General features: G+C 52.8%; 11 protein-coding genes. 10 read left to right on the top strand and 1 reads right to left on the bottom strand.

What is annotated here, in order from left to right:
• Positions 1-67: 67 nt before the first annotated feature.
• A complete protein-coding gene (locus EQY_RS0108670) occupies positions 68-274 on the bottom strand; it encodes a YbfA family protein (protein WP_000424926.1) in 207 nt (68 codons plus the stop codon).
• Between the two features lie 313 nt (positions 275-587).
• Between EQY_RS0108670 and kdpF the strand changes: the two genes are divergently transcribed.
• From kdpF to potE, 10 genes are all read left to right on the top strand, one after another.
• Positions 588-677, top strand: a complete 90-nt coding sequence (kdpF, locus tag EQY_RS0108675) for a K(+)-transporting ATPase subunit F (RefSeq protein ID WP_001365534.1) — start codon at positions 588-590, stop codon at positions 675-677.
• Entirely contained in the window at positions 677-2,350 is a 1,674-nt protein-coding gene (gene kdpA / locus EQY_RS0108680) for a potassium-transporting ATPase subunit KdpA (RefSeq protein ID WP_000730088.1), read from the top strand. The genes kdpF and kdpA overlap by 1 nt, the downstream gene beginning before the upstream one ends.
• A gap of 22 nt (positions 2,351-2,372) precedes the next feature.
• Positions 2,373-4,421: a potassium-transporting ATPase subunit KdpB gene (gene kdpB, locus EQY_RS0108685; protein ID WP_000087954.1), complete on the top strand. Its 2,049-nt coding sequence runs from the start codon at positions 2,373-2,375 to the stop codon at positions 4,419-4,421.
• Positions 4,422-4,429: 8 nt separating this feature from the next.
• The gene (kdpC, locus tag EQY_RS0108690) at positions 4,430-5,002 is read left to right on the top strand and encodes a K(+)-transporting ATPase subunit C (protein ID WP_024212468.1); all 573 of its coding nucleotides are present in this window, start codon (positions 4,430-4,432) and stop codon (positions 5,000-5,002) included.
• A complete protein-coding gene (kdpD, locus tag EQY_RS0108695; RefSeq protein ID WP_024212470.1) occupies positions 4,995-7,679 on the top strand; it encodes a two-component system sensor histidine kinase KdpD in 2,685 nt (894 codons plus the stop codon). Before kdpC ends, kdpD begins: the two co-directional genes overlap by 8 nt.
• Positions 7,676-8,353, top strand: coding sequence for a two-component system response regulator KdpE (gene kdpE, locus EQY_RS0108700; RefSeq protein ID WP_000186069.1), 678 nt, complete (start codon positions 7,676-7,678; stop codon positions 8,351-8,353). Before kdpD ends, kdpE begins: the two co-directional genes overlap by 4 nt.
• Positions 8,354-8,521: 168 nt before the next feature.
• Complete coding sequence (locus EQY_RS27295) at positions 8,522-8,647, top strand: TonB-dependent receptor (RefSeq protein WP_071987928.1); 126 nt, start codon at positions 8,522-8,524, stop codon at positions 8,645-8,647.
• Positions 8,614-8,718, top strand: a complete 105-nt coding sequence (gene speFL / locus EQY_RS26120) for a leader peptide SpeFL (protein ID WP_107164369.1) — start codon at positions 8,614-8,616, stop codon at positions 8,716-8,718. Before EQY_RS27295 ends, speFL begins: the two co-directional genes overlap by 34 nt.
• A 304-nt stretch (positions 8,719-9,022) precedes the next feature.
• Positions 9,023-11,221, top strand: coding sequence for an ornithine decarboxylase SpeF (gene speF / locus EQY_RS0108710; RefSeq protein WP_001292418.1), 2,199 nt, complete (start codon positions 9,023-9,025; stop codon positions 11,219-11,221).
• Positions 11,218-12,537, top strand: coding sequence for a putrescine-ornithine antiporter (potE, locus tag EQY_RS0108715; protein ID WP_000075809.1), 1,320 nt, complete (start codon positions 11,218-11,220; stop codon positions 12,535-12,537). The genes speF and potE overlap by 4 nt, the downstream gene beginning before the upstream one ends.
• Positions 12,538-12,618: the final 81 nt, after the last annotated feature.

Below are 12,618 nucleotides of genomic sequence, written 5' to 3' on the forward strand. Positions count from 1 at the left end.
AACGAAAAAAAAAAAAAACCCGCCAGCGTTTCCGCTGGCGGTTTTCTTTGAACTTAGTGTTTAGCAATCAATAAAAATCACCGGTTGCCTTTTCGGCCTGATCCATCCACACCGGTTTCTCGCTGGTTTTCGACCAGACGCGATGCAGGTAGCTGTAAAAGCGGGCGCGGTCTTTCCAGAAAAGCATGAAAGGCAGCGCCAGTACGCCCGCTGCAACCGCATAAGTACGGCGTAAAAAGATAAGCCATGCAGGATATTCTCTGTAGAGTTCCATACTTTTCTCCCCCTTTTTGTATCTACCCGGTGAATGGCACCGGAAAAATGAATTTGTTTATCTGATGAAAATAGTACCGCCTTTTGTGTAATTTTACTACTCATCCGACCACTTATTTTTGCTTATTGATGGTTTATTTACATTCACCGTGTAATTAAGTTACATGAAAGTTAAATTAATACTAATCATTAGTTAAATCATGGCTTTTGCCATTTTTATACTTTTTTTACACCCCGCCCGCAGATTTTTGCGAAATCTTTGCAGCCAGAATTCTACCCTTCCGGTATCACTTTTAGGCCACTGGAGGTGCACTGTGAGTGCAGGCGTGATAGCCGGCGTATTGCTGGTGTTTTTATTACTGGGTTATCTGGTTTATGCCCTGATCAATGCGGAGGCGTTCTGATGGCTGCGCAAGGGTTCTTACTGATCGCCACGTTTTTACTGGTGCTGATGGTGCTGGCGCGCCCTTTAGGCAGCGGGCTGGCGCGGCTGATTAATGATATTCCTCTTCCCGGTACTGCGGGCGTTGAGTGCGTACTCTTTCGCGCACTTGGCGTCTCTGGTCGCGAGATGAACTGGAAGCAATATCTCTCTGCCATTCTCTGCCTGAACATGCTGGGGCTGGCGGTGCTGTTTTTTATGTTGCTCGGTCAGCACTATCTGCCGCTTAATCCGCAGCAGTTGCCGGGGCTGTCGTGGGATCTGGCGCTCAATACCGCCGTCAGCTTTGTCACGAATACCAACTGGCAATCTTATAGCGGTGAAACCACGTTGAGCTATTTCAGCCAGATGGCGGGTTTAACAGTGCAAAACTTTCTTTCTGCCGCCAGCGGGATTGCGGTGATTTTTGCCCTCATCCGCGCATTTACCCGCCAGAGCATGAGCACGCTCGGCAATGCCTGGGTCGATCTGCTACGCATCACGTTATGGGTGTTAGCCCCTGTGGCGTTGTTGATCGCACTGTTTTTTATTCAACAAGGTGCGCTGCAAAATTTTCTGCCCTATCAGCCGGTGACGACCGTTGAAGGTGTACAACAACTGTTACCGATGGGACCGGTAGCTTCTCAGGAAGCGATCAAGATGCTCGGCACTAACGGCGGCGGTTTCTTTAATGCCAACTCGTCGCATCCGTTTGAAAACCCAACAGCACTGACCAACTTCGTGCAAATGCTGGCAATCTTCTTGATCCCAACGGCGCTGTGTTTTGCCTTTGGCGAAGTGGCGGGCGAGCGCCGCCAGGGGCGCATGTTGCTGTGGGCGATGTCGGTGATTTTTGTCATCTGCGTAGGCGTGGTGATGTGGGCAGAAGTTCAGGGTAATCCGCATCTGCTGGCACTCGGCGCAGACAGCAACATCAATATGGAAGGTAAAGAGAGCCGTTTCGGCGTGCTGGTCAGTAGCCTGTTTGCGGTCGTGACTACAGCAGCTTCCTGCGGTGCGGTGATTGCGATGCATGATTCGTTTACCGCTCTTGGTGGCATGGTGCCGATGTGGTTGATGCAAATTGGTGAAGTGGTATTCGGCGGCGTTGGTTCTGGCCTTTACGGCATGATGCTGTTCGTCCTGCTGGCGGTGTTTATTGCCGGGCTGATGATTGGTCGCACACCGGAATATCTGGGTAAAAAAATCGACGTGCGCGAGATGAAACTGACCGCGCTGGCGATTCTGGTCACCCCGACGCTGGTGCTGATGGGCGCGGCGCTGGCAATGATGACCGACGCCGGACGTAGCGCCATGCTCAACCCTGGACCGCATGGTTTTAGCGAAGTGCTGTATGCCGTGTCGTCCGCCGCCAACAACAATGGCAGCGCCTTTGCCGGCTTAAGCGCCAACTCACCATTCTGGAACTGTTTACTGGCGTTCTGCATGTTTGTCGGTCGCTTCGGGGTGATTATCCCGGTGATGGCAATTGCCGGTTCGCTGGTGAGTAAAAAGAGCCAACCCGCCAGCTCCGGCACGCTGCCAACGCACGGCCCGCTGTTTGTTGGCCTGTTAATCGGCACCGTATTGCTGGTTGGCGCACTGACCTTTATCCCTGCCCTGGCGCTTGGTCCGGTGGCGGAATATCTCTCCTGATGATATTGAGTGAGCACTGAATATGAGTCGTAAACAACTGGCGCTATTCGAACCAACACTTGTCGTTCAGGCGCTGAAAGAAGCGGTGAAAAAATTAAACCCGCAGGCGCAATGGCGCAATCCGGTGATGTTTATCGTCTGGATCGGCAGTCTGCTGACCACCTGTATTAGCATCGCGATGGCAAGCGGTGCGATGCCTGGCAATGCGCTGTTTAGCGCGGCAATTAGCGGCTGGCTGTGGGTCACCGTACTGTTCGCTAATTTCGCCGAGGCGCTGGCAGAAGGCCGCAGTAAAGCGCAGGCCAACAGTCTGAAAGGGGTGAAAAAAACTGCCTTTGCCCGCAAGCTGCGTGAGCCGAAATATGGCGCTGCGGCGGACAAAGTACCTGCCGATCAACTGCGTAAAGGCGATATCGTACTGGTAGAAGCTGGCGATATTATCCCCTGCGATGGTGAGGTTATTGAAGGTGGCGCATCGGTTGATGAAAGCGCCATCACCGGGGAATCAGCACCGGTGATCCGTGAATCCGGCGGCGATTTTGCCTCCGTCACTGGCGGTACGCGTATTCTTTCTGACTGGCTGGTGATCGCGTGCAGCGTTAATCCCGGCGAGACGTTTTTGGATCGGATGATCGCGATGGTGGAAGGCGCACAGCGACGCAAAACGCCGAACGAGATTGCCCTGACCATCCTGCTGATTGCCCTGACCATCGTCTTTTTACTGGCAACCGCAACGCTATGGCCATTTTCTGCCTGGGGCGGTAACGCGGTCAGCGTAACGGTACTGGTGGCGCTGCTGGTCTGTCTGATCCCAACGACTATTGGCGGCTTGCTTTCAGCGATCGGCGTCGCCGGGATGAGCCGGATGCTGGGCGCCAATGTGATCGCCACCAGCGGACGTGCCGTTGAAGCGGCAGGCGACGTTGACGTTCTGCTGCTGGATAAAACCGGCACCATCACGCTAGGTAACCGTCAGGCGTCGGAGTTTATCCCCGCGCAGGGCGTAGAGGAAAAAACGCTGGCCGATGCCGCACAACTGGCTTCGCTGGCCGACGAAACGCCGGAAGGCCGCAGTATTGTGATCCTCGCCAAGCAGCGTTTTAACCTGCGCGAGCGCGATGTGCAGTCGCTTCACGCTACTTTTGTGCCGTTTACTGCGCAAAGCCGGATGAGTGGGATCAACATCGATAACCGTATGATCCGTAAGGGTTCTGTCGATGCTATTCGCCGCCATGTTGAGGCTAACGGTGGTCACTTCCCTGCCGATGTCGATCAAAAAGTTGATAACGTTGCGCGTCAGGGGGCCACGCCGCTGGTGGTGGTGGAAGGTTCCCGTGTGTTGGGCGTTATTGCACTGAAAGATATCGTCAAAGGCGGCATTAAAGAGCGTTTCGCCCAACTGCGTAAAATGGGCATTAAAACGGTGATGATTACCGGCGATAACCGTCTGACTGCCGCCGCGATTGCTGCGGAAGCGGGCGTCGATGATTTCCTCGCCGAAGCGACACCGGAGGCCAAGCTGGCGTTGATTCGTCAGTATCAGGCAGAAGGCCGTTTAGTGGCGATGACCGGCGACGGCACCAACGATGCTCCGGCGCTGGCGCAGGCAGATGTCGCGGTGGCGATGAACTCCGGCACCCAGGCAGCGAAAGAAGCGGGCAATATGGTGGATCTCGACTCCAACCCGACCAAGTTGATCGAGGTGGTGCACATTGGCAAACAGATGCTGATGACCCGTGGCTCGCTGACCACCTTCAGCATTGCCAACGATGTGGCGAAATACTTCGCCATTATTCCAGCGGCGTTCGCGGCAACGTATCCGCAGTTAAATGCGCTGAACATCATGCGCCTGCATTCGCCCGACTCCGCCATTCTCAGTGCGGTCATTTTCAACGCCTTGATTATCGTCTTTTTGATTCCCCTGGCGTTAAAAGGCGTGAGTTATAAACCGCTTACCGCTTCTGCCATGTTGCGCCGTAACTTATGGATTTACGGTCTGGGTGGGCTGCTGGTGCCGTTTATCGGTATCAAAGTGATTGATTTACTGCTGACCGTTTGCGGTCTGGTGTGAGGGTTACCATGAGTGGATTACGTCCGGCATTATCGACATTTCTCTTTCTGTTATTGATCACTGGCGGTGTTTATCCGCTACTGACCACCGCGCTGGGGCAATGGTGGTTTCCCTGGCAGGCCAACGGTTCGTTGATTCGTGAAGGTGATACGGTACGCGGCTCAGCGTTAATCGGGCAGAATTTTACCGGCAACGGCTATTTTCATGGTCGCCCATCGGCAACGGCAGAAATGCCCTATAATCCACAGGCTTCTGGCGGGAGTAATCTGGCGGTCAGTAACCCGGAGCAGGATAAACAGATAGCTGCACGCGTTGCCGCCTTACGGGCAGCAAACCCGGATGCCAGCACGAGCGTTCCGGTTGAACTGGTGACGGCGTCGGCAAGCGGGCTGGACAATAACATTACCCCGCAAGCGGCGGCCTGGCAGATCCCACGCGTCGCGAAAGCGCGTAATCTCAGCGTTGAACAACTCACGCAACTGGTCGCAAAATACAGCCAACAACCGCTGGTGAATTTTATCGGCCAGCCGGTCGTCAATATTGTCGAACTCAATCTGGCGCTGGATAAGCTTGATGAATAACGAACCCTTACGTCCCGATCCCGACCGTCTGCTGGAACAAACTGCCGCGCCGCATCGGGGGAAGCTAAAAGTTTTCTTCGGTGCCTGTGCAGGCGTCGGGAAGACCTGGGCGATGCTGGCAGAAGCACAGCGACTGCGGGCGCAAGGGCTGGATATTGTGGTTGGCGTGGTAGAAACCCACGGTCGGAAAGATACTGCCGCAATGCTGGAAGGGCTGGCTGTTCTGCCGCTAAAACGCCAGGCGTACCGTGGGCGGCACATCAGCGAGTTTGATCTCGATGCCGCCCTCGCCCGCCGTCCTGCACTTATATTAATGGACGAACTGGCGCACAGTAATGCGCCAGGTTCCCGTCATCCCAAACGCTGGCAGGACATCGAAGAGCTGCTGGAAGCTGGCATTGATGTTTTCACTACCGTCAACGTTCAGCATCTGGAAAGTCTGAACGATGTGGTCAGCGGCGTCACCGGAATTCAGGTACGGGAAACCGTGCCTGATCCTTTTTTTGATGCTGCCGACGACGTGGTGCTGGTGGACCTGCCCCCGGACGATCTGCGTCAACGGCTGAAAGAAGGCAAAGTCTACATTGCCGGGCAGGCGGAGCGCGCCATTGAACATTTTTTCCGCAAAGGCAATCTGATCGCCCTGCGCGAACTGGCTCTGCGCCGTACTGCCGATCGCGTAGATGAACAAATGCGCGCCTGGCGGGGGCATCCTGGCGAAGAGAAAGTCTGGCACACGCGTGACGCGATCCTTTTATGCATCGGCCATAACACCGGCAGCGAAAAACTGGTTCGCGCGGCGGCGCGGCTGGCGTCAAGGCTGGGGAGCGTCTGGCACGCGGTGTATGTTGAAACCCCTGCCCTGCACCGCTTACCGGAGAAAAAACGTCGGGCAATTCTCCGCGCCTTACGTCTGGCGCAGGAGCTGGGCGCAGAGACGGCAACACTTTCTGATCCAGCGGAAGAAAAAGCCGTAGTGCGTTATGCCCGTGAACATAATCTCGGCAAGATTATTCTCGGTCGCCCGGCCTCGCGCCGCTGGTGGCGTCGGGAAACGTTTGCTGACCGACTGGCGCGCATCGCCCCCGATCTCGATCAGGTGCTGGTCGCGCTTGATGAACCACCCGCCCGCACGATTAACAACGCGCCGGATAGCCGCTCTTTTAAAGACAAGTGGCGGGTACAGATTCAGGGATGCGTGGTTGCCGCCGCGTTATGCGCCGTTATCACCTTAATTGCCATGCAGTGGCTGATGGCGTTTGATGCCGCCAACCTGGTGATGCTGTATCTGTTAGGCGTGGTAGTGGTGGCGCTATTTTATGGGCGCTGGCCTTCAGTGGTCGCCACCGTCATTAATGTGGTGAGTTTCGATCTCTTTTTTATCGCCCCACGCGGCACGCTCGCCGTCTCTGATGTGCAGTATCTGCTGACCTTCACGGTGATGTTAACCGTCGGACTGGTGATCGGGAACCTTACTGCTGGCGTGCGTTATCAGGCGCGGGTAGCCCGCTACCGCGAGCAACGCACACGACACTTATATGAAATGTCGAAAGCTCTGGCTGTGGGCCGCAGTTCGCAGGATATCGCCGCCACCAGCGAACAGTTTATTGCCTCCACGTTTCATGCTCGCAGTCAGGTATTGTTACCCGATGACAATGGAAAATTGCAGCCATTGACACATCCGCAAGGAATGACGCCGTGGGACGATGCCATCGCGCAGTGGAGTTTTGATAAAGGCCTGCCTGCGGGCGCGGGCACCGACACGTTACCCGGCGTGCCGTACCAGATTTTGCCGTTAAAAAGCGGCGAGAAAACCTACGGTCTGGTGGTGGTGGAACCGGGGAATCTGCGCCAGTTGATGATCCCGGAACAGCAGCGCCTGCTGGAGACGTTTACGCTGTTAGTTGCCAATGCCCTGGAACGCCTGACGCTGACCGCCAGCGAAGAACAGGCGCGGATGGCAAGCGAACGTGAACAGATCCGCAACGCCCTGCTGGCGGCACTTTCGCATGATTTACGCACTCCGCTTACGGTGCTGTTCGGTCAGGCTGAAATCTTAACGCTCGATCTGGCAAGCGAAGGATCGCCCCACGCCCGCCAGGCCAGCGAGATTCGCCAGCATGTGCTGAACACTACCCGACTGGTGAATAATCTACTGGATATGGCGCGAATTCAGTCCGGCGGCTTTAATTTGAAGAAAGAGTGGTTAACGCTGGAAGAAGTGGTCGGCAGCGCGCTGCAAATGCTGGAACCGGGATTATCGTCGCCCATCAACCTTTCTCTGCCAGAACCGCTGACTTTAATCCACGTTGACGGACCACTCTTTGAACGGGTGCTGATTAATCTGCTGGAGAACGCGGTGAAATACGCGGGTGCGCAGGCCGAAATTGGTATTGATGCCCACGTTGAGGGCGAGAAGCTACAACTGGATGTCTGGGATAATGGCTCCGGTCTTCCGCCAGGCCAGGAGCAGACGATATTCGATAAGTTTGCGCGTGGGAATAAAGAATCGGCGGTGCCGGGTGTAGGGCTTGGGCTGGCAATTTGTCGGGCGATTGTGGATGTACACGGCGGCACCATTACCGCGTTCAACCGACCGGAAGGTGGTGCCTGTTTTCGTGTTACACTTCCCCAGCAAACTGCCCCTGAACTTGAAGAATTTCATGAGGATATGTGACAAACGTTCTGATTGTTGAAGATGAACAGGCTATTCGTCGGTTTCTGCGCACGGCGCTGGAGGGCGATGGTATGCGCGTCTTTGAGGCCGAAACGCTGCAACGCGGCTTACTGGAAGCGGCAACCCGCAAGCCGGATTTAATTATTCTCGATCTCGGTCTGCCCGACGGTGATGGGATTGAGTTTATCCGCGACCTGCGCCAGTGGAGCGCGGTGCCGGTGATTGTGCTTTCCGCACGTAGTGAAGAGAGCGACAAAATCGCCGCGCTGGATGCCGGAGCTGATGATTACCTGAGTAAACCGTTTGGCATTGGCGAGCTTCAGGCTCGTCTGCGCGTCGCCTTACGCCGCCATTCAGCCACCGCCGCGCCCGATCCGGTGGTGAAATTTTCTGATGTTACCGTCGATTTAGCGGCTCGGGTGATCCATCGCGGTGAAGAGGAGGTGCATCTCACCCCGATTGAGTTTCGCCTGCTGGCGGTGCTGCTTAATAACGCCGGGAAAGTGCTCACCCAGCGCCAGTTACTCAACCAGGTGTGGGGGCCAAATGCGGTTGAACACAGCCACTATTTGCGGATTTATATGGGGCATCTGCGGCAAAAACTGGAACAAGACCCGGCTCGGCCTCGCCATTTTATTACTGAAACCGGTATTGGGTATCGATTTATGCTTTGAATGTTTATTCATTTTTCATGCTTTAAATTTTAACCTTAGTTCTGCTGAAATATTATTCGGCCGAACTAAGGCACCTGCAAATAAAAAAACAATGAACTCACAATCTCAAAACAACAAGATAACAATCTATTCTGGGTCATTGATGCTTAATGATTAGGCGATTTAGATTTGATTATTTTTTTGATCTTCTTCACAGATCGGAGACTTTTCATGGATAGAATAATTTCACCTTCAACTGATACAGAAAAAGGTAAAGGAAAATGGAAAATAATAACCGTGCAATGCCTCATATAAGGCGAACAACTCATATTATGAAGTTTTCCCATCGCAATAGCTTTGACTTTCATTTCTTTAATGCCCGCTAGTCTTCTGACTAAAGGGCACCTCAAAATACAGGTCTCCCTGTCTTTAAGCATAACAGGTTAATACCTGTATCCCCTGGTGCTCATACATTGCTAACCCTTTTATACCCTTATTAATTCAGATCGCTACGCCGCAATCTGGATAGGTAGAGTATTGCCAGTTACCGGGCTGGTCGGGTTATTGCATCTACAAAAAGCAAACTACTGATTTATTTATCAGGGGTGATTTTTTGCTTTTTTCCGGCGTTATCAATTTCTCTTTTGAGAAATTGAGGACCTGCTATTACCTGAAATAAAGAGATGAAAAATGTCAGAATTAAAAATTGCCGTTAGTCGTTCTTGCCAGAATTACTTTTCCACTCATCGTGTATGCGTGAATATTGAAGAAAGTAATTATATTGACGTTGCTGCCATTGTTTTATCGGTCGATGATGTTGAACGTGGAAAACTCGATGAAATAGACGCTACTGGCTATGGCATTCCTGTATTTATTGCCACGGAAAATGAAGAACATGTGCCTGCAAAATACCTGTCACGTATTTCGGGTGTCTTCGAACATTGCGAAGCGCGGAAAACGTTTTATGGTCGCCAGTTAGAAACCGCAGCCAGCCATTATGAAACGCAGCTGCGCCCGCCTTTCTTCCGCGCACTGGTTGATTATGTCAATCAGGGTAACAGCGCCTTTGATTGCCCCGGTCATCAGGGCGGCGAGTTTTTCCGTCGCCATCCGGCGGGTAACCAGTTTGTAGAGTATTTTGGTGAAACTCTTTTCCGTTCCGACTTGTGCAACGCTGACGTGGCGATGGGCGATCTGTTGATTCATGAAGGTGCGCCGTGTATCGCACAACAACATGCGGCAAAAGTGTTTAATGCCGATAAAACCTACTTCGTTTTAAACGGCACCTCCTCTTCAAACAAAGTGGTATTAAACGCACTGCTGACACCGGGCGATCTGGTGCTGTTTGACCGCAATAACCATAAATCTAATCACCACGGGGCGTTGCTACAGGCTGGTGCAACACCGGTTTATCTGGAAACAGCACGCAACCCGTATGGCTTTATCGGTGGCATTGATGCGCACTGCTTCGAAGAAAATTACCTGCGCGAACTGATTGCAGAAGTCGCACCGCAGCGGGCAAAAGAGGCTCGTCCGTTCCGCCTCGCGGTTATTCAGTTAGGCACCTACGACGGCACTATTTATAACGCCCGCCAGGTGGTGGATAAAATTGGTCATCTGTGTGACTACATTCTGTTTGACTCCGCATGGGTCGGCTACGAGCAGTTTATCCCGATGATGGCTGACTGTTCGCCGCTGCTGCTGGAGCTTAATGAAAACGATCCGGGCATTCTGGTTACGCAATCAGTCCATAAACAGCAGGCAGGTTTTTCCCAGACTTCACAAATTCATAAAAAAGACCGCCATATCAAAGGGCAACCGCGTTATGTACCGCATAAACGCATGAACAATGCCTTTATGATGCATGCCTCTACCAGCCCGTTCTATCCGTTGTTCGCGGCACTGGACGTCAACGCTAAAATGCATGAAGGCGTAAGCGGTCGCAATATGTGGATGGACTGCGTGGCGAATGGCATTGATGCACGCAAACTGATCCTTGAAAACTGTCATCATATTCGTCCGTTCGTTCCTGAACTGGTGGATGGCAAGCCATGGCAGTCATACCCCACCGCTGAAATTGCCAATGACCTGCGCTTCTTCCAGTTTGTACCAGGAGAACACTGGCACTCTTTTGAAGGCTACGCAGAAAACCAATATTTTGTCGATCCGTGCAAGCTGCTACTGACTACCCCAGGCATTGATGCACGTAACGGCGAATATGAGGCATTCGGTGTTCCTGCAACCATTCTCGCTAACTTCCTGCGTGAAAATAGTGTCGTTCCAGAAAAATGCGACCTTAACTCCATTTTATTCCTGCTGACTCCGGCAGAAGATATGGCCAAACTACAACAGCTTGTCGCCCTGCTGGCACGTTTCGAAAAACTGCTGGAAGATGATGTGCCTCTGGCAGACGTACTGCCTTCCATTTACAAACAACATGAAGCCCGTTACGCCGGTTATACCCTGCGTCAGTTGTGCCAGGAAATGCACGACCTGTATGCCCGTCATAACGTGAAACAACTGCAAAAAGAGATGTTCCGTAAGGAACACTTCCCTCGCGTCAGCATGAATCCACAAGAAGCTAACTACGCCTACTTACGCGGTGAGGTGGAGCTGGTTCGTCTGCCGGATGCAGAAGGGCGTATCGCAGCCGAAGGTGCCCTGCCTTATCCTCCGGGCGTGCTGTGTGTTGTTCCGGGTGAAGTCTGGGGCGGTGCAGTTCTGCGTTACTTCATTGCCCTGGAAGAAGGCATTAACCTGCTGCCAGGTTTTGCGCCGGAATTACAGGGGGTCTACATCGAAGAACATGACGGTCGCAAACAGGTCTGGTGCTATGTCATCAAATCAAACGAACCACAAAGCGCCCTGCTGAAGGGAGAAAAATTATGAGTCAGGCTAAAGCGAATAAAATGGGCGTCGTGCAGTTAACCATACTGACGATGGTCAACATGATGGGTTCCGGCATCATTATGCTGCCGACCAAACTAGCCGAAGTCGGGACGATCTCGATTATCTCCTGGCTAGTGACGGCTGTAGGATCAATGGCGCTGGCCTGGGCCTTTGCAAAATGCGGTATGTATAGCCGTAAACCAGGTGGTATGGGGGGTTATGCCGAATATGCCTTCGGTAAATCCGGTAACTTCATGGCGAACTATACCTACGGTGTGTCGCTACTGATTGCCAATGTCGCCATCGCTATTTCCGCCGTTGGCTACGGTACTGAGTTGTTTGACACAACCCTTTCGCCTGTTCAGATTGGTCTTGCCACTATTGCTGTGCTGTGGGTATGTACCGTGGCTAACTTTGGTGGTGCACGCATTACCGGGCAAATCAGTAGCATTACCGTGTGGGGTGTCATTATTCCGGTAATTGGCCTGTGCATTATCGGCTGGTTCTGGTTCAGCCCGACGCTTTACGCTGACTCCTGGAATCCGCATCATGCGCCCTTCTTTAGCGCGGTTGGTTCTTCCATCGCCATGACATTGTGGGCTTTTCTCGGTCTGGAGTCTGCCTGTGCGAATGCTGAAGTGGTAGAAAACCCGGAACGTAACGTGCCAATTGCTGTTCTTGGCGGTACGTTGGGTGCGGCAGTAATTTATATCGTCTCTACTAACGTGATTGCCGGGATTGTGCCAAATATGGAGCTGGCAAATTCAACGGCACCGTTTGGTCTGGCCTTCGCGCAGATGTTCACACCGGAAGTCGGTAAAGTGATTATGGCGTTGATGGTGATGTCCTGCTGCGGTTCACTGCTCGGCTGGCAGTTCACCATCGCCCAGGTGTTTAAATCGTCTGCCGATGAAGGGTACTTCCCGAAAATTTTCTCTCGTGTAACCAAAGTAGATGCACCGGTTCAGGGAATGTTGACCATTGTGATTATCCAGAGTGGATTATCGCTGATGACCATTAGCCCGTCGCTGAACAGCCAGTTCAACGTGTTGGTTAACCTGGCCGTGGTGACCAATATCATCCCGTATATTCTGTCGATGGCAGCACTGGTAATCATCCAGAAAGCAGCGAATGTTCCGGCTGCTAAAGCGAAAGTGGCTAACTTTGTTGCCTTTATTGGTGCGATGTACAGCTTTTATGCGCTGTACTCGTCTGGGGAAGAGGCCATGCTGTATGGCTCCATCGTGACCTTCCTCGGCTGGACACTGTATGGTCTGGTATCACCCCGCTTTGAACTGAAAAATAAACACGGTTAATAAAGCGAAGTAAAAAAGGGCGATCGAATGATCGCCCTTTGGGATTATTAACAAAGTGCTCGTTGTTCATGCCGGATGCGG

The sequence above is a fragment of the Escherichia sp. TW14182 genome, from assembly GCF_000208525.1.
Lineage (GTDB): Bacteria > Pseudomonadota > Gammaproteobacteria > Enterobacterales > Enterobacteriaceae > Escherichia > Escherichia ruysiae.